At 72.9% G+C, this 22,720-nt stretch carries 22 protein-coding genes; 9 read left to right on the top strand and 13 right to left on the bottom strand.

Annotated features, from left to right (window positions below):
* Positions 1-548: 548 nt before the first annotated feature.
* The 3 genes from ACTMTJ_RS04135 to ACTMTJ_RS04125 are packed head-to-tail and all read right to left on the bottom strand — an operon-like array spanning position 549 to position 3,544.
* Positions 549-1,751: an acyl-CoA dehydrogenase family protein gene (locus ACTMTJ_RS04135; RefSeq protein WP_441214694.1), complete on the bottom strand. Its 1,203-nt coding sequence runs from the start codon at positions 1,749-1,751 to the stop codon at positions 549-551.
* Positions 1,752-2,771 carry a phosphotransferase family protein gene (locus ACTMTJ_RS04130; RefSeq protein ID WP_441214693.1) on the bottom strand — a complete coding sequence of 340 codons (1,020 nt, stop codon included), beginning with the start codon at positions 2,769-2,771 and terminating at the stop codon, positions 1,752-1,754.
* Positions 2,768-3,544: an SDR family oxidoreductase gene (locus ACTMTJ_RS04125; protein ID WP_441214692.1), complete on the bottom strand. Its 777-nt coding sequence runs from the start codon at positions 3,542-3,544 to the stop codon at positions 2,768-2,770. Before ACTMTJ_RS04125 ends, ACTMTJ_RS04130 begins: the two co-directional genes overlap by 4 nt.
* A 151-nt stretch (positions 3,545-3,695) precedes the next feature.
* On the opposite strand from ACTMTJ_RS04125, the gene ACTMTJ_RS04120 reads away from it, so the two are divergent.
* Complete coding sequence (locus ACTMTJ_RS04120) at positions 3,696-4,688, top strand: serine hydrolase (RefSeq protein ID WP_441214691.1); 993 nt, start codon at positions 3,696-3,698, stop codon at positions 4,686-4,688.
* Positions 4,689-4,722: 34 nt separating this feature from the next.
* A complete protein-coding gene (locus ACTMTJ_RS04115) occupies positions 4,723-5,196 on the top strand; it encodes a hypothetical protein (protein ID WP_441214690.1) in 474 nt (157 codons plus the stop codon).
* 1,026 nt (positions 5,197-6,222) lie between these two features.
* Here the strand turns inward: ACTMTJ_RS04115 and ACTMTJ_RS04110 are convergent.
* From ACTMTJ_RS04110 to ACTMTJ_RS04090, 5 genes are read right to left on the bottom strand one after another with little or no spacing between them, the layout of a single operon-like run.
* Positions 6,223-6,771 carry a GNAT family N-acetyltransferase gene (locus tag ACTMTJ_RS04110; protein ID WP_441214689.1) on the bottom strand — a complete coding sequence of 183 codons (549 nt, stop codon included), beginning with the start codon at positions 6,769-6,771 and terminating at the stop codon, positions 6,223-6,225.
* A 1-nt stretch (position 6,772) separates the two neighbouring features.
* Positions 6,773-7,033, bottom strand: a complete 261-nt coding sequence (locus ACTMTJ_RS04105) for a DUF6510 family protein (protein WP_441214688.1) — start codon at positions 7,031-7,033, stop codon at positions 6,773-6,775.
* A gap of 2 nt (positions 7,034-7,035) precedes the next feature.
* Positions 7,036-7,788, bottom strand: coding sequence for a ferredoxin reductase (locus tag ACTMTJ_RS04100; protein WP_441214687.1), 753 nt, complete (start codon positions 7,786-7,788; stop codon positions 7,036-7,038).
* Entirely contained in the window at positions 7,758-8,357 is a 600-nt protein-coding gene (locus tag ACTMTJ_RS04095) for a sulfite oxidase-like oxidoreductase (protein ID WP_441214686.1), read from the bottom strand. Before ACTMTJ_RS04095 ends, ACTMTJ_RS04100 begins: the two co-directional genes overlap by 31 nt.
* A gap of 9 nt (positions 8,358-8,366) precedes the next feature.
* Positions 8,367-9,344 (bottom strand): S1C family serine protease, encoded by a 978-nt coding sequence (locus tag ACTMTJ_RS04090; RefSeq protein WP_441214685.1) that lies wholly within the window; start codon positions 9,342-9,344, stop codon positions 8,367-8,369.
* Between the two features lie 127 nt (positions 9,345-9,471).
* Between ACTMTJ_RS04090 and ACTMTJ_RS04085 the strand changes: the two genes are divergently transcribed.
* Entirely contained in the window at positions 9,472-10,122 is a 651-nt protein-coding gene (locus ACTMTJ_RS04085; RefSeq protein WP_441214684.1) for a DsbA family protein, read from the top strand.
* Positions 10,123-10,268: 146 nt separating this feature from the next.
* Entirely contained in the window at positions 10,269-12,089 is a 1,821-nt protein-coding gene (locus ACTMTJ_RS04080; protein ID WP_441214683.1) for an RNA polymerase sigma factor, read from the top strand.
* A 12-nt stretch (positions 12,090-12,101) separates the two neighbouring features.
* Here ACTMTJ_RS04080 and ACTMTJ_RS04075 read toward each other — a convergent pair whose 3' ends face one another.
* Positions 12,102-12,695 carry a TetR/AcrR family transcriptional regulator gene (locus ACTMTJ_RS04075; RefSeq protein ID WP_441214682.1) on the bottom strand — a complete coding sequence of 198 codons (594 nt, stop codon included), beginning with the start codon at positions 12,693-12,695 and terminating at the stop codon, positions 12,102-12,104.
* A gap of 559 nt (positions 12,696-13,254) precedes the next feature.
* On the opposite strand from ACTMTJ_RS04075, the gene ACTMTJ_RS04070 reads away from it, so the two are divergent.
* Positions 13,255-15,744 (top strand): putative bifunctional diguanylate cyclase/phosphodiesterase, encoded by a 2,490-nt coding sequence (locus tag ACTMTJ_RS04070; RefSeq protein WP_441214681.1) that lies wholly within the window; start codon positions 13,255-13,257, stop codon positions 15,742-15,744.
* A gap of 62 nt (positions 15,745-15,806) precedes the next feature.
* Here the strand turns inward: ACTMTJ_RS04070 and ACTMTJ_RS04065 are convergent, their stop codons facing one another.
* The 3 genes from ACTMTJ_RS04065 to ACTMTJ_RS04055 all read right to left on the bottom strand — a co-directional run bounded on the left by ACTMTJ_RS04065 (position 15,807) and on the right by ACTMTJ_RS04055 (position 19,251).
* Positions 15,807-16,727, bottom strand: coding sequence for a DUF559 domain-containing protein (locus ACTMTJ_RS04065; protein ID WP_441214680.1), 921 nt, complete (start codon positions 16,725-16,727; stop codon positions 15,807-15,809).
* 62 nt (positions 16,728-16,789) lie between these two features.
* Positions 16,790-18,493, bottom strand: a complete 1,704-nt coding sequence (locus tag ACTMTJ_RS04060; protein WP_441214679.1) for a thiamine pyrophosphate-binding protein — start codon at positions 18,491-18,493, stop codon at positions 16,790-16,792.
* The gene (locus ACTMTJ_RS04055; RefSeq protein ID WP_441214678.1) at positions 18,490-19,251 is read right to left on the bottom strand and encodes a cyclase family protein; all 762 of its coding nucleotides are present in this window, start codon (positions 19,249-19,251) and stop codon (positions 18,490-18,492) included. The genes ACTMTJ_RS04060 and ACTMTJ_RS04055 overlap by 4 nt, the downstream gene beginning before the upstream one ends.
* Before the next feature lie 72 nt (positions 19,252-19,323).
* On the opposite strand from ACTMTJ_RS04055, the gene ACTMTJ_RS04050 reads away from it, so the two are divergent.
* The 4 genes from ACTMTJ_RS04050 (at position 19,324) to ACTMTJ_RS04035 (ending at position 21,748) form a co-directional block, all read left to right on the top strand.
* On the top strand, positions 19,324-19,773 hold the full coding sequence (locus ACTMTJ_RS04050) for a MarR family winged helix-turn-helix transcriptional regulator (RefSeq protein WP_441214677.1): 450 nt from the start codon (positions 19,324-19,326) through the stop codon (positions 19,771-19,773).
* Positions 19,774-19,779: 6 nt separating this feature from the next.
* Positions 19,780-20,199: an organic hydroperoxide resistance protein gene (locus tag ACTMTJ_RS04045; protein WP_441214676.1), complete on the top strand. Its 420-nt coding sequence runs from the start codon at positions 19,780-19,782 to the stop codon at positions 20,197-20,199.
* Entirely contained in the window at positions 20,196-21,191 is a 996-nt protein-coding gene (locus ACTMTJ_RS04040) for an NADP-dependent oxidoreductase (protein WP_441214675.1), read from the top strand. The genes ACTMTJ_RS04045 and ACTMTJ_RS04040 overlap by 4 nt, the downstream gene beginning before the upstream one ends.
* Before the next feature lie 395 nt (positions 21,192-21,586).
* On the top strand, positions 21,587-21,748 hold the full coding sequence (locus tag ACTMTJ_RS04035) for a hypothetical protein (RefSeq protein ID WP_441214674.1): 162 nt from the start codon (positions 21,587-21,589) through the stop codon (positions 21,746-21,748).
* Between the two features lie 87 nt (positions 21,749-21,835).
* Here ACTMTJ_RS04035 and ACTMTJ_RS04030 read toward each other — a convergent pair whose 3' ends face one another.
* Entirely contained in the window at positions 21,836-22,546 is a 711-nt protein-coding gene (locus ACTMTJ_RS04030) for a cellulose binding domain-containing protein (RefSeq protein WP_441214673.1), read from the bottom strand.
* Positions 22,547-22,720: the final 174 nt, after the last annotated feature.

Below are 22,720 nucleotides of genomic sequence, written 5' to 3'. Positions count from 1 at the left end.
GGCAGCTCCTCCGCCCACCCAGCTACCCGGGCGGTCTCACCCGCCGGTCGCCGGTCGGCGGCTTGGCGGCGCGGCGCGTGGCCACCCTGAATCAGCACCGATGGGAAAGCAGCGGCGGACCTCGCCATGGAACTGACGCCGCACCCTGGGGCGAACCCGCGGTCGCGGCGCGGCAAGGTCCGGTCACGCATTTTGGCGAGCGCGGCCGAGGTAAACAATTGCAGCTGCCGCATTCACCAAATTGTCCCGCAGTCGCCGCCAAATTTCTGTCCCGAGCCGTGATCGATCATGTGGGGATCTTTGTATGAATGGATCGCATGAGAAGTCACCGCATTCCGCTCACGTCGATCAAGTGCACACCCCGTCGCGGCCAGCCCGGACCGTGAGTCAGCAGAAACCTGGCTCCTTTGTGGCCTTGTCGCGCGGAATGGCAGCGCGGGTCGGGGTTTCGGCGAGCCCTGGCAAGCCGCCGACCCAAGCGGGCGGAGCTCGTCGCGCAGACCAACGGAGCGCGCGGGTGACAGCGGCCCGCGCGGTGCCCGCGGCAGCTACGTCCGGGTGTGGTGGCGCAGTTCGCGGCGGGTCAGGGCGGCGCGGTGTACCTCGTCGGGGCCGTCGGCCAGGCGGAGGGTGCGGGCGGCGGTCCACAGGCGGGCGAGCGGGAAGTCCTGGCTCACGCCGCCGCCGCCGTGGGCCTGGATGGCCTTGTCCAGCACCCATTCGGCCATCGCCGGCGTGACGATTTTGATGGCCTGGATCTCGGCGTGGGCGGCCTTGTTGCCCGCCGTGTCCATCAGCCACGCGGTCTTCAGCACCAGCAGGCGGGCCTGCTCGATGCGTACCCGCGACTCCGCGATCCAGTCGGCGACCACGCCGTGCTCCGCGATCGGGCGGCCGAACGCCACCCGCTGGCTCGCCCGCTCGCACATCAGCGCGAGGGCCCGCTCGGCCATGCCGATCAGGCGCATGCAGTGGTGGATGCGGCCGGGACCGAGCCGGGCCTGTGCGATCGCGAAGCCCTCGCCCTCGCCGGCGATCAGGTTTTCCGCGGGGACCCGCACGTCCTCGAAGGAGATCTCCGCGTGACCGCCGTGGGCGCCGTCGTCGTACCCGAAGACCTTCATAGCGCGCCGCACCGTGACGCCGGGCGTGTTCCGCGGTACCAGGATCATGCTCTGCTGGCGGTGACGCGGCGCGGAAGGGTCGGTGCGGCCCATGACCACGAAGATCTCGCAGCGGGGGTTCATCGCGCCGGTCGACCACCACTTGCGGCCGTTGACCACGTAGTCGCCGCCGTCGCGGGTGATGCTCGTGGCGATGTTGGTGGCGTCGGAGGAGGCCACGTCCGGCTCGGTCATGCAGAAGGCGGAGCGGATGCGCCCCGAAAGCAGCGGCTCCAGCCACCGCTCGCGCTGCGCCAGGCTGCCGAACTCGGCGAGCAGCTCCATGTTGCCGGTGTCCGGCGCGGCGCAGTTGAGCGCCTCGGGGGCGAGCATCGGGCTGTGGCCGGTGATCTCGGCGAGCGGGGCGTACTGGAGGTTGGTGAGCCCGATCGACGGGAGGAACAGGTTCCACAGGCCGCGCTCGCGGGCCCGCTCCTTCAGCTCCTCCACGATCGGCGGTGTCGTCCACTGTGGACCGGCCGCCTCCTGCTCGTCGAGGAGCGGCTCGGCCGGGTACACGAACTCGTCCATGAAGGACAGCAGCCGCGCGCGCATCTCCTCGGTCTTGTCGTCGTACCCGAAGTCCATCTAGGCCTCCTCCGACAGCGTGGCGTGCCCGTACGCGACCAGCGGTGGGACGATCTGGCCGATCTGCTCGAAGCCGGCGCCGACGGTCTTGCCCCGCGTGAAGCGGTAGTGGATGCCCTCGGCGATGACCGCGAGCTTGAAGAACCCGAACGCGGTGTACCACGGCAGGCGCGTGAGGTCGGCACCGCGCCGCTCGGCGTAGCGGGCGGCGAGCGCGGCCCCCGGCGGGAAGCCGGCGGCCGGGTTGACCGCGGTGGCGACCGCGTTGCCGCCGATGCGGGCCAGCCCGTCCCAGTAGACGAGGAGCAGCCCGAGGTCGGCGAGCGGATCGCCGAGCGTGGCCATCTCCCAGTCGAGCACGGCGGCGACCCGCCCGTCCGCGTCGACCACGACGTTGTCGAGGCGGTAGTCGCCGTGCACCACGCTCGCGCCGCTCTCCGCCGGCACGCTCTCCGCGAGGCGGGTGTGCAGCTCGTCGACGCCGGGCAGGTCGCGGCTGCGGGAGGCGTCGAGCTGGCCCTTCCACCGGCGCACCTGCCGCTCCAGGTAGCCGGCCGGATGCCCGAAGTCGCCGAGCCCCACGGCCTCCGCGTCGACCTCGTGCAGGTCGGCGAGGACGTCCACCAGGGTGAACGCGAGCGTGCCCGCCCGCTCCGCGCCCAGCGCCGCGGTCTGCTCGGCGGTGCGGTAGACGGTGCCGTCGACGAACTCCATCACGTAGAAGGGCGCGCCGATCACCTCCGCGTCCGGGCAGAGCAGGAGCGTGCGGGGGACCGGCACCGCGGTCGGGGCGAGGGCGCTGATCACGCGGTATTCGCGGGCCATGTCGTGCGCCGTCCGCAGTACGTGGCCGAGCGGCGGGCGGCGCAGCACCCAGGTGTGCGAGTCGTCCCGCAGCGTGTAGGTGAGGTTGGACTTGCCGCCGGGGATGAGGTCGGCGCGCAGCTCGCCGTCGCGCAGGCCGGCGTGCTCGGTGTCGAGGTAGGCCCGCAGGCGCGCGATGTCGAGGCCCGGCGTCACAGGCCCGTCACCAGCGTCCGGCCGCCGTCGATCACGAGCGTCTGCCCGGTGATCCACGCGGCGTCCGCCGAGGCCAGGAACGCCACCGCTCCCGCCACGTCGCCGGGCTGGCCCAGCCGCCCCAGCGGGTAGCCGGCCGACACCTCCTCCTCCCGGCCGGCGTAGAGCGCGGTCGCGAACTGCGTCTTCACGATGGCCGGCGCGACCGCGTTGACCCGCACGGCCGGCGCGAGCTCGACCGCGAGCTGTGCGGTGACCTGCATGAGGGTGGCCTTGCTGGCCGCGTACACGCCGAGGCCGGGCGCCGCGCCCAGCCCCGCGATCGACGACATGTTGACGACGGCGCCGCCGTTCTTGCCCAGCCACGCGTCGTACGCGTGCCGCACCCAGGCGACCGCCGAGAAGACGTTCACCTCGAAGACCTTGCGTACCGCGCCCGGGTCGGTCTCCAGCAGCGGCCCGAACGTCGGGTTGATGCCGGTGTTGTTGACCAGGATGTCGAGGCTGCCGAAGGACTCGACCGCCCGCACCACGGCCTCGGCCTGGTGTTCCGGGTCGTCCGCCTTGCCGGCGACCGCGATCGCCCGGTCGGGCCCGCCGAGCGCGGTGGCCGCCTCGAGCAGCGGCTCGGCCTTGCGCGCGGTCAGGCAGACCCGTGCGCCCTCCGCGACGAGCCGCTCCGCCACGGCGTACCCGATGCCCCGGCTCGCGCCGGTGACCAGCGCGACCTTCCCTTCCAGCCGCCGATCCACCCGGTCGCCTCCCGTTCGCACCCACGAAAACGCTACCCTGCGCTTCGCGCCGCTCCGCGTTTCTGCGGGGCCCCGCCGTCGCGTGCCCTCCGCCGTATGTTACTGCCCAGTTAACCGGGCGGGTCCGGTACTCTCGCCCAGGTTCATCGACGATCATCGGGGAGGTTTTCTGATGCGCGGGGGAATCAGCCGGCGGGCGGCGCTCGGGGCGACCGTGGCCGCGGGAGCGGCGGCGGTCGGGGCGACCGGCGGGCCGGCACAGGCCGCGGAGGCCGGCGGCACGCGTCGCGTCGCGAACGTCTACGAGCGGCAGAAGGTCAAGGCCGGCGGCACCTGGCACTCGCATGTGGCGGCCGTCGACGCGGCGGGCGCGCTCACCACGCTCGTCGAGGACGACGCCGACTACGTGCTCAACGGCTACAGCGTGCAGAAGCTCTTCGTGGCGACCGCGGTGCTCGACAAGGTCGACCGGGGGCAGCTCACGCTTGGGCAGAAGCTCGACCTGCCGGCCGACATCATCCTCGGCGGCAGCGGCATCTACCACCTGCACGGCGTGTGGGGCGACGACATCACGATCGCCAACTTCCTGACCGCGATGCTGCTGGTCTCGGACAACACGGCGGTGCGCATGTGCGGCCGCGTCGCGCCGGCGCTCGAGATCAACGACATCCTCGCGGCGAAGGGCTTCGTGAAGACGCGGGTCGAGCCCGTGGCCAACCCCAACCGGTTCTTCCTCGGCGTCACCACGCCCCGGGAGGCCCACGACCTGCTGTGGCGGCTGGCCAACAAGACGCTGCTCTCGCCCGCGTCGTGCGACTTCCTGCTCCGCGTCACCCGGTGGGTCAACGGCTACCACGACGGCGTCCGGCGCAACATGTCGTCGAACGAGCGGAGCCGGGTCGCCACCAAGTACGGTGCGGAGAACCCCACGCAGGGCGCGTCGCGGCACGAGGTCGGCATCATGTTCGGCACGGACGGCGCGCCGGTGCTCACGTACGCGTTCTTCGCCGAGAAGCTGGCCGAGCCGGAGAACTTCGGCGCCACCCACCCGGCCGTGCAGGCGCACGCGGTGCTGGGCCGGGCCATGTTCGACTCCATCGCCGCCGCCACCAACCCCACCGCGAAGGCCAAGCAGGTGCTCACGCCGTACCGGGCGCTGGGGTAGTCCACAGTAGAGCGGCCGGGATAGCATGCGCCCGATGCCTGACGACAACGGCACCGGGCGCGAGCCGCCGCTCCGCCCGCGCTACCGGCGCCCCGAGCCGGAGCGGCCGGCCCGCCGGCCCGCCTCGGTGTGGATCGTCTCGATCCTGCTCGTGCTGTTCGGGGCGCTGGGCGCGGTGGTCGCCGCCCTGCTGGTGGAAGACGCGGTTTCCCACGGCGAGGAGGACGAGGTCGTCGCGGCGGCGATCTTCGCCATCCTGCTCGCGGGCGCGCAGGTGGTCGCCGGCGTCGGCGTCTTCGTCGGCTGGGCACGGGGGCGCACGCTGGCGATGCTCGTGTGCGCCGCCAACGTCGTGCTCGTCGTCGTCGGCGCGGCGACCGACCGGGTGGGCTCGGGCCAGGCCTGGCTGTCGGTCGCGGTCTACGGCGCCCTGCTCTTCGGCCTGGCCGGCCCCAAGATCAGCGACTGGTGCCGGCCCGCGTCCAGAAGACCGGGTTCGAGATTTTGAGCTACCGCGACGCCCGTCGTGGTCCGGACCGTTGCTCCCGCGGCCTCACCCGTCCGCTGTTGGTCGCGGTCACCCCGTTGCCTCCGCGGATGCGCGGCCCACGCCGCGCGGTGCGGCGTTGTTTGTCCACAATGCCTGTTGCCGAACAGGCGGTGGGAGATCAAACAGGGCGTCGTCGCCCTGAGTAACCGCCACCGCCGTGCGCGCGGGCCACGATTCGAGATCTTGGAGAGTTAGGGCGCCATATCAACCCTAACTGTCCTAGATCTCAAAAGCTCTCGGTCCCGGCCGGTGACGCCGTGTAACTGATAGCCCGGTGACCGAAGCGGACCTTGCGAGCGGGGAGCATACGGTCTACCGCTGACGCGGACCCGGGGAAAGGATCTGCCTGCAAGTAGTCGGCTGAAACGGTCATGACGCGCCGCTGCGGCCGGCCCCGCCTCTTGCCGCAGCCAGCGTGCGAAGCCCGAGCCGTGCCGTATGCCGTCGTCCACCCGCCAGGGGAGCGGACCAGCGCCGGGGCTGCCACGACCCGCGAACGGTGAGGATCAGACAAAGGCTGGCGGTCCCGGCGCTGGTCTGCTCGGCTTAGCCTGGACGACGGCATACGGCACGGCGAACACCGCAACCACCCACCAAGAAGGGTGAGCAAGCCGGGGACGGCCCGGCCGGAGCCCGAGGCCCCGCCGGAGGCGCACTAACCGCAACCACAAGCGAAGCCGAAACCGCAGGGCAAGGGACAAGCGGCAAGTCGAGGGGCTGAGCCTGCTGACGCGGCGTCGCAGACGGTGGCCGGCGAGAGCCGGGCCACCCTGTGCGGGCGCGAAATCCATGTAGTGCCGGGGATCTTTGCCGGTCCTGTCACCCCGTGCGTCTCGGGATGTCCGGGTGAGTGGCAGCGACCGGACCGCGGCCTCTGTTGGGGCGTCGCTTCGCGGCGCCTGGGGGTCGGGCTTGTCCCGCGGACCTGGAGCCCGCCGGGAGCATACGGTCCGCAGGTGACGCGGACGGGGGCAAAAATAGGGTTCAGGAATCGCCGAGCCACTCCGGGGCCAGCAGTGACCAGACCTCGGTGTCGTAGCGGACGCCGTTGTAGAGGTACTCGCCGCGCAGCACGCCGTCGAGGCGCATGCCCAGCCGCTGGGCGACGGCTCGGCTGGCGGTGTTGTCCGGGCGGGCCTGCCAGATGATCCGGTGGATGCCGCGGACCCGCACGGCCCAGTCGACGAGGTGGCGCACGGCGCGGGTGATCAGGCCCTGGCCCTGCCCGGCCGGCTCCAGCCAGCAGCCGATCTCGCAGGTGCCGGCCGCCGCGTCGAAGTGGACGAACATCGTGCCGCCCACGAGCGTGCCGTCGAGCCAGATGCCGTAGAGGCGGCCGGCGTCGGCGGCCTGCTTGTCGGCGTAGCCCTGGAGGGTGGCGCGGGCCGAGTCGAGGTCGGTGCTGCGGCTGGCCCACGGGATCCACGGGTCGACCGCCTCCCGCGCGCGGTCGATGTGGGCGAGGAACTCCTCGGCCTGCCACGGCTCCAGCGGGCGCAGCTCGGCCCCGCCGCCGAGGTCGGTCGCGAACACGTCACATCGGGAAGCGGAGCGAGACCGCGCCGCGCAGGTCGAGCCAGGCCGCGTCGGGCGTGCGGACCATCCGCAGCACGACCTCCTCGCAGCCGGGGCAGCGGGCGACGAGGCCGGGCGCGTTGGGGTACACGTGCAGGTTGGCGACCGCGCCGGTCTGGCCGCAGGCGGCGCAGCGGCTCGTCGCCGAGGTGACGTCGACGGCGAAGATCTCCCGCAGCGGGCCGGCGAGCGCGTTGCCGTCGAGGTGGGGGTCGCTCATCTTTATCCTCCAGTCGGGCCGAAGCGCTCGGTGCGCACGCGGCGGGGGTCGTGGCCGAGCGCGACGAGGATGTCGGCGACCGTCTCGACGAATCCGGTCGGGCCGCACACGTAGCAGTCGGGCGTGAGCGCGGCCGGCCACCCGTTGGTGTTGACGTCCGCGACGCCGATCCGGCGCGGCGGGTGCGGCCAGCCGTCGGGGACCGCCCGGGTGTAGGCGAACGTCACGTCGAGGCCGGCGTCGTCGCGGGCGCGCCGGCGCAGCTCGTCGCCGTAGTAGACGTCGTCGGGGGTGCGCACCGAGTAGATGAGGCGGAACGGGACGCGGCTGCCCGCCGCCCGGCGCGCCCGGATCATCGCCATCAGCGGCACGATGCCGGAGCCGCCGCCGACCAGCAGCACCGGGTCGATGCTGGTGGTGCGCCACACGAACCAGCCGCCGACCGGGCCGCGCAGCTCCACCGGGTCGCCGGGGGAGAAGACCTCGGTCAGGTACGGGGAGACCTCACCGTCGGGCACCGCCTGGATGGTGAGCTCCACCCGGTCGCCGTCGGCGGGCGCGGCGATCGAGTAGCTGCGCTGGGTGCTGTATCCGTCGTCGGCGGTCAGGCGCACGTCGACGTGCTGGCCGGCGAGGTGGCCGGGCCAGCCGGGCACGTCGAGCACCAGCGTGCGCGCGGTCGGCGTCTCGGCGCGGGCCTCCGCCAGCTTGCCGACCCGCCAGGTCAGTCGCCCTGGTATCGCTGCTCGCGCCACGGGTCACCGTAGTCGTGGTAGCCGGCCGTCTCCCAGAAGCCCGGCTCGTCGTCGAAGCGCAGCTGGATGCCGCGCACCCATTTCGCCGACTTCCACAGGTACAGGTGCGGGACGAGCAGCCGGGCGGGGCCGCCGTGCTCGGGGGCGAGGTCTTCGCCGTCGTACTCGTACGCCACCCAGGCCTGGCCGTCGAGCAGGTCGGCGAGGGGGAGGTTGGTGGTGTAGCCGCCGTACGAGTGGACGAACGCGTAGTCGGCGGCGCTGTCCACATCGGACATCAGGGTGTCGAGGGAGACGCCGCGCCAGGTGGTGCCGAGCTTGGACCACTTCGTCACGCAGTGCAGGTCGACGGTCGGCGTATCGCTCGGCAGCGCCGTCAGGTCGGCCCACGTCCAGCGGTGCTCGCGGGACGTCTCCGTGGTGATCACGAACTCCCAGCGGTCCATCGGCACGCGCGGCGTGGGGCCGGCGGAGAGCACCGGGAAGTCTTCGGTCAGGTACTGCCCGGGCGGCAGCTCGGGCCTGGACGAACGCGGCCGGCCGCGAAAGCCGGGCGAGACGATTCCCACCCGAGCAGTCTAGGCGGCTGCGATGATCTCTTGGGCCGTTTGCGCGGCGCGCTCGATCGGGATCGCGAAGCCGATGCCGATGTTGCCGTTGCCGTCGATGGTGGCGATCGCGGTGTTCACGCCGACGACCTGGCCCTTCGCGTTGACCAGCGGGCCGCCGGAGTTACCGGGGTTGATGGAGGCGTCGGTCTGCACCGCGGACTGCCTCCCCGCGTCACCCATCCGCACCTGGCGGTCGACCGCGCTCACGATGCCGGCCGTGACGCTGCCGGAGAGGCCGAGCGGCGAACCGACCGCGAGCACCGGCTCGCCCACCTTGAGGTCGGTGCTGCGGCCCAGCGACAGCGGGCGCAGCGTTTCCGCGCCGTCGGTGACCCGCAGCACCGCGATGTCGGTGCGGGCGACCCGGCCGACGAGCCGCGCCGTGTGCTCCTCGCCGTCCTGCCCGACCACGGTGATCCGGCCGCCGGACTCCACGACGTGGTTGTTGGTCATGATGTGGCCCTGGTCGTCGATGACAAAACCGGAGCCGGACGACGCCTCGTCGTCGCCCACCACCTCGATCGACACGACGCCGGGCAGCGCCTCCTCGGCGGCGCCGACCAGCACCTCCGGCACCGCGGTGTCGGCGGTGAGGCGGGGCGTCTGCTGGACGTTGGCCCAGAGGGACGCGTACCAGCCGGCGGCTCCGCCCGAGGCGGCCGAGAACGCGGCGATCAGCAGGCCGGCGAGCAGCAGCCGGCCCGGCCCGCGACGGCGGGACCGCTCCTGCGGTGGCTCGTCCCAGACCGTGCCCGGTGGCAGGTCGGCGCGGTGCCGGGGGTACGTGCGCGGCCCCGGCCACGGCTCCTGGTGCGGGCCGGGCGAGTATCCCGGGCCGGGCGAGTATCCCGGGCCAGGCGCGTATCCCGGGCCGGGCGAGGACCCCGGGCCGGGCGGGTAGTAAGGGCCGCCGCGGGGGTCGTCGTAGCCCAGCATCGCCGTCATGTCCGGAAATACGGACGGCGGGCGCGAGCGGCTGAACGGAAACGAGAAATTTTCCTGACGCTGATCATCTGTATTGCCCCGCGGTACGTGTACACCGGCACAGCGTTTGAAGGTCGTTGGGGGACCGATGAACGAGCGTGGGCTCATCTACGTGTTCGATGGCTACTGTGCGTGGTCGTACGGCTTCGCCCAGACCATGGTGGACGTCGCCGCCGCCCATCCCGAAACCCGCGTGGAGGTCCTCTGCGGAGGGCTGTACGTGGGGTCGGCGCGGGTGCCGATCCGCCAGCTGGGCGACGTGCGCGCCACCAACCGGCGGATCGCGGAGCTGACCGGCGCCTGGTTCGGCGACGGGTACGAGCGGCTGACCGCGGACGGTTCGTTCGTGATGAACTCCACCGCGGCCGCGCGGGGCTTCGCGGCGCTGCGCCGGGCGGCGCCCGAGCGGGCGGTGGAGCTGGCCGCGGCGATGCAGGAGGCGTTCTTCGTCGACGGGCGCAGCCTCGCCGAGCCGGAGACGCACCGGCGGATCGCCCAGGAGTACGGGCTGGACGCGGCCGCGGTGGTGGCCGGCTTCGACCACCCGTGGTCGCTGCGGGCCGCGGAGGCCGACTTCGCCCGGGTACGTCGCCTGAACGTGGTCGCCTTTCCGACACTATTGGTCGACACCGGTGACTGCCCGGCGGCGATCATGACCGGTTCGGGCACCGCGCACCAGGTCGAAGACCGCCTATCTGTGCTGCTGGGAGGGGTCGGACGGCATGCCGCGCGGGAGTGAGTGGCGTTTGGTGCGCTTGTGACCGTTGGGACGCAAGTTGCAGGATAATTATGGACAGGTGCCGTCCAATAAACTAGCTTGCCCTGTGGACGGCGACGGTCACCGTGTGGGGACGGGGACGGCCGCGATCCGGCGAGGTGGTGTCCATGGGGAGGCACGCGCGGCTCGAGGTGGTGGTCGACACCGCCACGGTCGCCGCGGCGCGCGACGGTGACAAGAGGTCGCTCGACGACCTCGTCACCGAGCATCTGCCGTTGGTGTACAACATCGTCGGCCGGGCGCTCGACGGGCATGCCGACGTGGACGACGTCGTGCAGGAGACCATGCTGCGCGTCGTCCGCAAGCTCAAGGGCCTGCGCGACAGCAGCCGCTTCCGGGCCTGGCTCGTCGCGATCGCGATGCAGCAGGTACGGGCCCGGGCGCGGGCGCGCAAGGAGATGCTCGCCCGCGGCACCGACCTGGACGAGGCCGGCCAGCTCGCCGACCCCGCCGCCGACTTCGTCGACGCGACGATCACCGAGCTGGGGCTGACCGGGCAGCGCAAGGAGGTCGCCGAGGCCACCCGGTGGCTCGACGTGGGCGACCGGCGGCTGCTCGCGCTGTGGTGGCAGGAGGCCGCCGGCGAGCTGACCCGCGACCAGCTCGCCGCCGCGCTCGGCCTCACCGGCCCGCACGCGGCGGTGCGGGTGCAGCGGATGAAGACCCAGCTCCAGGGCGCCCGCGCGGTAGTCCGGGCGCTGTGGTCCGACCGCCACTGCACCGAGCTCATCGACATGCTCGAAGGCTGGGACGCCAAGCCCAGTCCACTGTGGCGCAAACGGCTGATCCGCCACACCAAGGGCTGCGCGGAGTGCGGGCGCCACTGGGCCGACCAGGTGCCGGCCGAGCGGCTGCTCGCCGGTGTGGCGCTGCTGCCGGTACCCCTGGAACTCGTGGCCCGGCTCGGCGGACCGCACGGTGTGGTGGTCACCCAGGCCACCGCGGACGTCTCGGCCCACACCGACCCGGACGCGCCCGGCGCCCTCGAGCGCTGGCTGGACCAGGCCCGGGAGACCATCTCCGCGCGCCCCGGCGTCCGCGGCGGGCTGCTGGCCGGCGCGGTGGTCCTGGCCGTCGGCATCGTGTACCTGATCGTGCCGCACGGACCCTCCGCGCCGGACGAGGTGGCCGCGCCGCCGCCCGCGACCGCCCCGGCGGTGGCACCGTCGCCGAGCCCGTGGGAGCTGAAGCCGGGGGAGCGGGGGAAGGTCGCCGAGGAGCGGGCGCCCGTGCCGGCGAAGATCGCGCCCAAGCCCGGATACGGGAGCAATGTGGACGCTCCCGACCCGGCGCCGCCGGCCGACCGCGCGCCCGGCCCGCTGCCGCGCCGCCCCGAGGGTGGCAAGGTGGCCCCGGTGGGCGGCACCTTCGACCGCTTCGACCGGAGTGACAAGGTGGCCCTGCGGCAGCGCGGGCACCGGGTCACGCTGGAGGGCGAGGGCTACTTCGCGGTGCGCTGGTCCGTGGCGTACTACAACTGCGGCGGCCAGATCGCGATGCCCACCTGGACCGGCCTGTCCGGCAAGCTCTTCCACGCCGGCTCCGGCGGCGGGCTGCGGCTCGACGACCGGATGCCGGGGCCGTACCCGGGCGCGACCTGGATGGGCCACCCCGACCGCAACCCCGCGCGGGTGCCGCCGGGCGCGCAGCAGATGTGGCTGGTCGAGTACTACTACCTCGACGGCGCGGTCACGCTGCACCACAACGAGGTCCCCCAGGCCTCGGCCGACTACGACCTCGCGGTCGGGCCGACCAGCTGGAACGACGTGAACGCCGACCTGTCCCGCGGACCGAGCCAGGGCGGGTGGGGCCCGCTGCGCTACGGCAAGGTGCGCGACACGGGCTCGGACCGGGCCCCCATCCCGCAGTACCTGACCAGGCGAAACCCGGCCGATCCAAGCGGCGTGGCCCAGCGGTCGGTGGTCTAGCGCATGGGTGGTCTAGCGAACGGTGGTCTGGTGGCCTGGGGTGTGGCCGCCGCGGAGGCCGACGAGCACCATGTCGACGAGGCGGTCGACGTACTCCTCGGTGCGGGCGGTCACGTCTTCGCCCGGGGCGGGCGGCGCCATCGAGACCTGCACGGTGGCGACGCCGAACATCGTGCCCAGCACCAGCGCGGGCTCGGTGCCCTCGGGCAGCTCGCCCCGGTCGACCGCCGCGGCGATCATCGCCTCCACCGTGCGCACGCTGCCGAACAGGTAGAAGTCGCGCAGGTCGGCGAAGAGGTCGGGGTAGGTGCGGGCGTCCAGCCAGAGCCGCATGATCGCCAGGCCGGCCCACCCCCAGTACATGTGGAACACGTACCGCGCCATGGTCTTGAGGTCGGCGCGCAGGTCGCCGGTGTGGGTCCAGCCCTGGAACGGCTCCAGCCGGGCGCGCATCGCCGCGAGCAGCAGCTCCCGCTTGTCGCGCCACCGCAGGTAGACCGAGGCCTTTCCGACGCCGGAACGGCGGGCCACCTCGTCCAGCGTGAAGCCCGCCCAGCCCTTTTCGGCGAACACCAGGACGACGACGCTGTAGACCCGCGTCTCCATATCGGGGTCCCGGGGACGGCCACGCCGCCGTAACGCACCCGAATCCTCCACCGCGCGAGCGTACCGGGCGGCCGTCACGCGTTCGTTACCGGCTCTGGGTCCGGAGTGCACTGTGGGTGCCAGGTCACCGCGGGTATCTGGTAGAACCTCGTCGATACGGGCCGCGATCATCCGTCGATGGGATCCCCTCCTAAGTGAAACCCATGATGCCTGTGTGACGTGAGCTGGGTAAAGTGCCGATTGAGGGTTACCGCGCGTGGTCCCTCCCGGGTGACGGGCGCGGCCCAGCGCGGTTGCGGAGCGTGGCGGCAACATGACGTTATGGCACAGATCGGTCTGAATAGGCTCAGTCTGGTGCAAGGGACGTTTTAACCTTCCTTTCCGGGGCGAACTCTCCCTACCGTGTCTGTGGGCGACACGGAGGGAGGACGGCCATGCGGCGCAACATCGACTGGGGCTGAGCCTCTCCCGGGGTGTCGATCTCACTCTCCGCTGCGGTAACCTGACCGGATGTCAATCGGTCGATGGAAACCCTCCACAGTGGAAGGGACAGGTCGGCGTGCGGAAGGGTGAGACCGGGCAGCTACGGCTGTTGACCGGTCTCGTCCTGTTTCTGGCCGCCGGCTGCGTGGCCTGGGCCATCGCCCATCTGACCGTCCCACCGCCGGCGGAGGTCATCTACCTCGTCGTCGCGGTGAGCCTCGCCGGTGTGGGCGTCGCCTGCTCGGCACCGGTCCGCATCCGCACGCAGATCCGGTTCAGCGCCTCCTCGGCGTTCCTGCTCGTGCTGGTGCTCGGGCTGCCGCCCGCGTGGGCGATCGTCTGCACGGCCGCCGGCGTCACCGCCGCCCGGCTCGTGGTCCGCCACAACGGCGCCTCCGCGCACAAGGCCCTGCACAACAGCGGCAAGGACATCCTCGCCGCCACCGCGGCGACATACGCGGTGTGGCTGGCCGGCGTCCGCCCCTCCCTGGAGGGCGACCTGCTCACCCAGCCGTGGAGCGTCTACCCGCCGGCCCTGCTGCTCGCCGCGGTCGCGCTGATCGCGGTCGAGGAGATCATCATGCTGGCCACGCTGGTGCTCGCCACCGGCCGGCCCTGGGCGCAGATCTTCCGCACCGACCTCGACGTGCGGCTCGCGCTCAACGTCGCCTCCGTCCTGCTGGCCGGCGCCGCCCTCGCGCTCGTCGGGCTCGACCCCGGGCTGCTGATCGCCATCCCGCCGGCCCAGCTCGTCGTCTACCTCGTCTACATGCACCGGCTGCACCTGCGCGCCGAGCGCACCACCTGGGAGCAGCTCGCCGCCGCCACCGACGCGCTCAACGGCGTCGACCTCGACGGGGTGCTGCGCACCGCGGCGCGCGGGGCGGTCGCGGTCTTCGGCGCCCGCCAGGCCCAGGTCGAGCTCTGGGACGTCGAGCCGTGCCGGCTGGTCCGCGCCGACGCCGACGGCGTGCTCTACGACGGGCCGTCCAGCGCGGCGCCCCCGCCGGCCACGCTGACCGCCAGCCGCCTCCTCGGCGGCCGCGACGGCAGCGCGATCGGCGTGCTGCGGCTCGCCCTGCCACCGACCACCGGTGGCATCCAGGGGCGGGAGGAGAGCACGCTGCGCGCGTTCGGCGCGTCGCTCACCACCGCGATCCTCAACGCCCGCGCCTACGCCGAGCTGCACCAGCAGTCCGAGCGGCACGCCGACGACGCGCGCCGCGACCCGCTCACCGGCCTCGCCAACAGGCGTGCCCTGCTCGACCTCCTCGGCACCGCGCAGGAGCGCCCGGGCAGCGGCACCCGCGCGCTGGCGCTCGTCGACCTCAACAGGTTCAAGGAGGTCAACGACACGCTCGGCCACGCCTTCGGCGACCAGCTGCTGGTCGACCTCGGCGGCCGGCTCGAGGCGGCCGCGAAAGACAACGGCGCGGTGGTGGCCCGGCTGGGCGGCGACGAGTTCGCGATCCTGCTCGACAACCTGCCCGCCCCGGCCACCGCGATCCACCGCGCCCGCCGCATCCTCGACTGCCTCCGCGAGCCGGTCGCGCTGGCCGGCATGCAGGTCACGGTGCAGGCCAGCGCGGGCATCGCGCTCGCCGGCCCCGGCGTGAGCGCGGGCGAGCTGCTGCGCCGCGCCGACGTCGCGATGTACCAGGCCAAGCGCGCCGGTGTGTCCATCGTGGACTACCAGCATGGCCGCGACACCGCCGACCACCGCCAGCTCTCGCTCGGCGGCGAGCTGGCCCGCGCGGTGGCCGAGGGCGAGTTCACCGTCCGCTTCCAGCCGATCGTCGACCTCGGCAGCGGCGAGGCGGTCGCGGCCGAGGCGCTCACCCGCTGGGCCCACCCCCGCCACGGCGTGCTGCTGCCCAAGCAGTGGCTGCCCATCGTCGAGCGCTCCGACCTGCTCGGCGCGTTCACCGCCCGGGTGCTGCGCCAGGCGCTCCTCGGCCTCCGCGAGTGGCGGTCCGCCGGCTTCGACCTGGCCGTCGCGCTCAACGTGTCGCCGCACAGCCTGCTCGACCCCGCGTTCCCCGGGCTTGTCCTCGACGAGCTGCGCGCCCACCACCTCGACCCCGGCTCGCTGGTGCTGGAGCTGGCCGAGACCGCCTCGGTGGGCCAGCTCCAGGCGGTCGAGCGCGTGCTGACCGGCCTGCGCAACGCGGGCGTGCGTCTCGCGCTCGACGACTTCGGCACCGGCCACTCGACGCTCTCCGTCGTCTCCGAGATCCCGGTGCACGAGCTGAAGATCGACCGCACCTTCGTCGCCGCGATGCGCACCTCCGCCCAGGCCGCCGCCGCGGTCCGCTCCACTGTGGAGCTGGGCCGCTCGCTCGGCCTGACCGTGGTCGCGGAGGGCGTCGAGACCGCCGACCAGCGCCAAGCCCTGTGGGAGCTGGGCTGCACGGCCGGCCAGGGCCACCTGTTCGGCCGCGCGATGAAGGCCGGCGAGCTTTTGGAGGCGCTGCGCGACGGCGTAGACGGCGCCCGCGGCTCCCTAGCCACAAGCCTCCACCAGGGCGCCACAGTCATCGCCCTCCGAAACCGCCCACCCGCCTGACCGACTTCTTGATCGTTAGCCCGGAAACCGGAGTCTTCCCGGCGTGTCGCACAGGTTGCGGGCTACCGATCATGCGGCGCCACGGCGGCGGTGAGGACGTCCAGGACCTCCCGCCGCACCACATCCGTCTCAAAGAACAATCGTCGGTGGGTAAAGCGGACCACCTGAATCCCGTGCGCTGCCAACTGGGCGTCTCGCCGCAGATCCGCCTCCCGCTGGTCGGGGGATCCGTGCGAAGCAACGCCATCCAACTCGAAGTCAACCCGCTCCTCGGGCGCCCACACGTCGAGGTAGAACGTCCGCCCACCGAGGCGCACCCGCACTTGACGCTCGAACGGCGGCATGCCGGGTCCCGCGAACACATGGTCGTGACCCCAGATTTCGAGGGCGCTGTGGCAACCCGCGGCGAGGCGGTCCAGCAATACGCGCATCGTGGCTCGGTCGGTGAGTCGGGGCGCGGTTTCCAGCGCCGCCAAGACTCGCTCCGGCGTGGTGAGGCGGCCACTGACGGCCGTGATCACGGGAGCCGGTCGCTGGTCGGGTGATAGGAGCGGCCACGCATCGACGAGCGTGGTCTCCAGACGGGTGACCGGCAGGCTGCGGCGGACGACCACGTCCGGTGCCTCGATCCGCAGGCCTCGGCGTTGGTGAACCACTACCAGCTGGCGAAAGCGCAGCCGCACCCCGAAAGGGACACTGACGTGGACCGGTTCGTCACGATCGGCGGGCCGCAGCCCCCACACGTCCAAGGCGGTCGTATGGCTGATCGCCGCGCGCCCGCCGGCATAGCGCACGGCTGCCTGCCGGAGCACCGCGGGCTCGCCGGCCACAGTGCCGTCCACGTAGACACCCGGAAGGAGCCGGCGCACGTCGCCGACCCGGCACGCCCACTCCAGCACCCAGGTCGGCACCACGCGGCACACCTCGTCGCGCGTCGCGACGCCGCCATTGCGGTCGAGCAGGGCCCGCAGTTCCGGGTTCATTCGGCGACTGTCGCCGACGAGGCTCGCCTGAGCAACCGGCCAGGATCGATCTGTGGATAACCTCAGTGGCCGCGGAAGGCCTCCTCCAGCCACCAGGACGGCTCGGTCGAGACGACTTTGGCGTCCACGACCATCGGGCGGGTGCGGTCGCCGGCCAGCCACGCGTGGACGCCGCGCAGGTCGGCCTCGGTGCGGACGGTCAGGGCCTCGCAGCCGAAGCCGCGCGCGGTCGCGGCCAGGTCCGTGTCCGGGAAGGTGACCGTGTCGAGCGGGTGGCGGTGCGGGCCGAAGTGGTGGACCTCGGCGCCGTACGCGGCGTCGTCGTAGACCACCGCCAGCAGTGGCAGGCCCAGGCGGACGGCGGTGGTGAGCTCGGCGACCGACATCAGGAAGCCGCCGTCGCCCAGCGCGGCCACCGTCAGGCGGTCGGGGCGGGCGACCGCGGCGCCCAGGGCAGAGGCGAGGCCCAGGCCGATCGACTGGAACGCCTGGGTGAAGCAGAAGCCGGCGGCGTCCGGCACCGACATGTACATCGCCGGGTAGCCCATGAAGTTGCCCGAGTCGACGACGACCGTCCGTTCGCGGGGGAGGAGGTCGTCCAGCGCGATGCTCAGCGTTCGCGGGTCGATACGGCCGTCCGCGGTGGTGTCTTCGAACGGCACGTCGCGCCAGCGGCCCTCGGCCGCGATCCTTGCTCGTAGCGCGGGCGTGCGCCAGCCGGCGTGGTGGCCGAGCGCGTCGGCGCAGGTACGGGCCACCTCGACCACGTCGCCGGTCACGGGCACGTCGACCGCGCGGTGCCGGCCGAGCGCGGCCGGGTCCGTGTCGACCTGGGCGACGGTGGCGCCGGGCGGGATCAGACGGCCGTGCCGGGTGGTCCACATGTTGAGGGTGCTGCCCCAGGCGACGACGAGGTCGGCGCCGGCGATGAGCTCGGCGGCGAGCGGGGTGGCGAAGCCGCCGGACACGTCGAGGTACCACGGGTCGCCGGCGAACAGGCCGCGGGCGGCGGCGGAGACGGCGAGAAGGGCGCCGCGGCGGGCGGCGAGCTCGGCGATCGCGGTGCGGGCGGCCGCGCCCCGGCGGGCGGCGCCGCGGCCGGCGATGAAGACCGGCCACCGGGCCGCCGCGAGAGCGTCCACAAGGGACCCGACACCCGGCGCGTCCGGCGAAACCGGCGGCACGCCAGCGGAAACGGTGCCGGCCGGAAGATTCCGCGCATCCGGCGGCACGCCGGCGGAAACGGTGCCGGCCGGTAGATCCCGCGAAACCGGTGGCACGCCGGCGGAAACGGGGCCGGCCGGTAGGCCCTGCACGTCCAGCGGCAACCCCAACACCACCGTCTGACCGGCCGCACAGGCCCACGCCACATCTGTGTACACAGTGGATGGTGTCACCCGCCGGAAGGTGGCGCCCACCGACGCGGCCAGGGACGGCAGGTCGATGTGGAAGTTGGAGTGTGGGTTCGTCGCCTCCGGGGCGAGCACGACCAGCGGGGTGCGGCTCTTGGCCGCCTCGGCGACGCCGGTCAGCGCGTTGGTCACGCCGGGGCCCTGGTGCACGGACAGCACGGCGAGGCGGCCGGAGACGCGGGCGTACCCGTCGGCCATGCTCGCCGCGCCGCCCTCGTGGGCCGCGGGGTGGAAGCGGGCTCCGGCCGCGACGAGCGCGTTCGTCACGTGGAAGTTGCCGCTGCCCACCACGCCGAACACGTCCCGCACGCCCCGCTCGGCCAGGGCGTGGCCGACCGCCTCCGCTACGTTCACCGCTCGACGAGCGCGAGCACGCGGCAGGGGCTGCCGGAGCCGTCCACGATCGGCAGCGGGCCGGTCACCAGCACCGCGCCGGTGGGTGGCAGCTGGGCGAGGTTGCGCAGCTGGGTGAGGCCGTACTTGCCGGCGCCCAGCAGGTACGAGTGGCAGGGGAACGGCGGGTCGAACGAGTGGGACGCGCCCGCGTCCGTGCCGACCGTCTCCACGCCCACACCCCGCACCGGCGCCTCCTCGGCCAGCCACTTCGCGCAGGCCACCGACATGCCGGGGGTGCGGCCGGCGTTGAGGTACGCCGCGTCGTCGTCGGCGCGGGCGTCCCACCCGGTGCGGACGAGCAGCCACCCGCCGGCCGGGAGCGGGCCGTGCTCCTCCTGCCACGCCTCGATGTCGGCGACCTCCAGCAGCGCGTCGGGGTTGCCGGCGACCCGGGCGGTGAAGTCGAGCACCACGGCCGGCGCCACGAGGTCGCCGGCCGGCACGCGGGAGACGTCGGGCAGGTCGCGGCCGGTCACCCAGTGGATCGGCGCGTCGAAGTGGGTGCCGGTGTGCTCACCGCTGGTGAAGTTGTTCCAGTACCAGGCGGGGCCGGCGTCGTCGTACCGGCTGATCTGGGCGAGCCCGAAGCGGCTGGTCTGCCCGAACTGCTCGGGCAGCGCGATGATCGGGGTCCGCGAGGACAGGGGAGCGGTGAGGTCGACCACCTCGATCGTGCCGGAGTCGAGGGCGGCCACGAGGTCCGCGAGCAGCGTCATGGGAGGACGGTAGAGTCACCGGCCCGCCCGGACAAGTTGTGCGCAATTGAATTGCGCGCTACGGTGAGGGACGTGGACGAGGAGTTGTTGCTGCGGCACCAGGTGTGCTTCGCGCTGCACAACGCGGCCCGCGCGGCCAACGCGCTCTACCGTCCGCTGCTCGACCCGCTCGGCCTCACATACCCGCAATATCTGGTCCTGTTGCTGCTCTGGGAGCGCGACGGGCGCACGGTGGGTGAGCTGGGCGCGGCCCTCGACCTCGACAGCGGCACGCTGTCGCCGCTGCTGAAGCGCCTCGAAGGCGCGGGCCTGGTCACCCGCGAGCGGTCCGCCGGCGACGAGCGCGTCGTCGAGGTCCACCTGACCCCGGGTGGTACGGCGCTGCGGCGCCGCGCCCGGAAGATACCCGCGACGCTGGCGGCGGCCACCGGGCTGTCCGTGGCCGAGCTGTCCACATTGCACAGCACGCTGACCCGGCTGGCCGGGTCACTGCGCGAAAGCGCGACACCGACGAAGGGATGATGCCGCATGCGCGTGCTCTACACCGCCGAGGCCCTCGCGACGGGCGATGGACGCAGCGGACATGTCCGAGCCTCCGACGGCCTGTTCGAGGCGGATCTGGCCGTGCCCAAGGCGATGGGCGGCCCGGGCGGGGCGACCAACCCGGAGCAGCTGTTCGCGGCGGGCTACGCGGCCTGCTTCCACTCCGCGCTCAAGGGCGTCGCCAAGCGCGCCAAGGTGGACGCCACCGGCTCGGCGGTGACCGCCCGCGTGGGCATCGGCCCCAACGACGCCGGCGGGTTCGGCCTCGCGGTCACGCTCGAGGTCACGCTGCCCGGCGTCGCCCGCGAGCTGGCCGAAGACCTCGTCGGCAAGGCACACCAGGTCTGCCCGTACTCCAACGCCACCCGCGGCAACGTCGACGTCGACCTGGTGGTGGCCGAGTGAAGGCGCGCGAGATCCACCTCGCCTCCCGCCCGAGCGGCTGGCCCGAGCCGGACAACTTCCGTCTCGTCGAGGTGCCCGTGCCGGCGCTGGAGCCCGGCCAGGTGCTGGTGCGCAACGAGGTGATGTCCGTCGACCCCTACATGCGCGGCCGGATGAACGACGTGAAGTCCTACGTCCCGCCCTTCCAGCTCGACGCCCCGCTCGACGGCGCCGCGGTCGGCGAGGTGATCGCCTCCGAGTCACCCGACCGCGCGGTCGGCGACGTCGTGGTGCACAACTCCGGCTGGCGCGACCTCGCCGTCCTCCCCGCCGCCCGCACGCGCGTGCTCGACACGAAGGCCGCGCCGGCGACCGCGTACCTGGGGCCGCTGGGTGGGCCGGGCCTCACCGCGTACGTCGGGCTGGTCGAGATCGCGCCGATGAAGGAGGGCGAGACCGTCTTCGTCTCCGGCGCGGCCGGCGCGGTCGGCAGCCTCGCCGGCCAGATCGCCAAGCTCCGCGGCGCCGCCCGCGTGGTCGGCAGCGCCGGCTCACCGTCCAAAGTAGAGTACGTGCGCGGGCTCGGCTTCGACGCCGCCTTCGACTACCACGACAGCCCGGTCCGCGAGCGGCTGCGCGAGGCCGCGCCCGACGGCATCGACGTCTACTTCGACAACGTGGGCGGCGAGCACCTGGAGGCCGCGATCAGTGCGCTGCACACCCACGGCCGGGTGGCGCTGTGCGGGGCGATCGCCCAGTACAACGCGACCGAGCCGACACCCGCGCCGCGCAACCTCGCGCTCGCGATCGGCAAGCAGCTGACACTGCGCGGCTTCATCGTCACGTCGTACGGCCACCTGGCGCCCGCCTTCTACGCCGAGATGGCGCAGTGGCTGCGCGAGGGCCGCATCCGCTACGACGAGACCATAGTGGACGGTCTGGAAAACGCGCCGGACGCCTTCCTCGGCCTGCTGCGCGGCACCAACCTCGGCAAGATGCTCGTCCGCGTCTAGAGCCCTTTCGGGGTGAGGTTCGCCGCTCGTCGTGGCGTTTCTTCGAGGCATATTTCGCCCATGTCCGCGTCAGTGGCGGACCGTATGCACGGGGTCCCCGGGGAAACGTGGAGCGCGGCGGAGCGTTTTCTTGGGGTGCTTTCCCGCGGGCACCGTTCCCGGCCGGCGGCTCGCGCGAGCTCAATCCGCTCCCGCCGGTTGCGTGGGTGAGTGCGACCAGCGGCGGACGGGTGAGGCCGCGGGAGCAACGGTGCGGCTGTCGGGGCACCGGTCACCCGGCCACGGTTGATCGCGCTCACCACGCGTGGCGGTAGGCCTCGCGAGGTCCACAGCGGACATGTCGCGCGGGTGTATCACTTCTTGTGACCATGCGACCGCGTAGCGACAATGGCGGGATGGTGCTGCTGGATCTGCAAGGCATGGCTACCGGGCGCGTCGCGGTGCGGTTCGAGAGCAATCTCAGCATGTCGTGCACGCCGGAGAGCAATGTCAGCCAGGTGATGTGCGACGACGATCCCGACTACAGCGGCGTCAGCGTCGCGCTCTGCGTGCGCTGACGCGCCGCCGCCGGCGGCCGTGGGTCGGTGTCACCGCCTCCGGCGCGGCGCCATCCCGTCGCCGGCGCCGCCCGGCCGCGGGTCGGGTCAGTCGCAGGCCTTGCCGTTGACGGCGCACGCCGTCGGGTGGCGGTCGCGGCCCCACTGGTCGAAGTGCATCCGCAGCGCGAGCTTGCCCTGGGCCGCCACCGGGACGCTGCCGGTGAAGATGTACGCCTCGCCGAGGCGGCTGAGCGCGGGCTGGGGCACGCCGTCGACCCAGAAGGTGTTGAGCCGGCCGACGCCGGGCGGAAACTGCACGCGCACCGTCCAGTCGCGCGGGTTGCCTGACGGGTTGGTGACCATGACCTCGCCGATGAAGCCGCCCTGCCACGCGTCGACGACCGCGTAGCGGCCGGTCACCGGTGGCGGCGGCGGGGGAGCGGGCGGCGTGGTGCGGGGGCTGGCCGTGGTGCGCTTGGGCGTCGGCGAGAGGCGCGGCAACGGCGAGGCGGTGCGCGTCGGTGACGAGGCGCGGGTGGCGACGCCGGGCGTGTAGTCGGCGACCGGCGGCGTCCAGGCGTAGTCGATGGAGGCGCGTGGTGCCGGCCCGGCGCCGGTGCCGCGGGTGACCGCCACCGCCGCGATGATGATCAGCGCCACCGAGACGCCGAGCGCGGTCGGTGCCCAGAGCAGCAGCACCTCGGACGGGGTGGGACGGCGCAGGCGCCGGCCGGTGGTGGTCGCGGCGCGGCGGCGGCCGGGTGCGCCCGCTGGGCTCGCGGAGCGAGGGCCGGGGGGATCCGGGCGGCTGCGCACTCACTCTCCCTGCGTGGGCGGCACGGCGGTGGTCGCCCGAGTGGGGGCCGGGCGGGTGGTCCGGCGGTGCCGCCGGCGCGCCACAGCGTATCCCGATCATCCGCGAGCGGAAATCCCCCTCGGTTGACATGATTCATGGACATCGATACGCTCGTACCTGGAAAGCGTTTTCCT

Origin of the sequence: Phytohabitans sp. LJ34, assembly GCF_052068095.1 — a bacterium.
Taxonomy (GTDB): domain Bacteria; phylum Actinomycetota; class Actinomycetes; order Mycobacteriales; family Micromonosporaceae; genus Phytohabitans.
The sequence above is the reverse complement of the archived record's forward strand: the minus strand, read 5'-3'. Positions and strand labels throughout refer to the sequence as shown.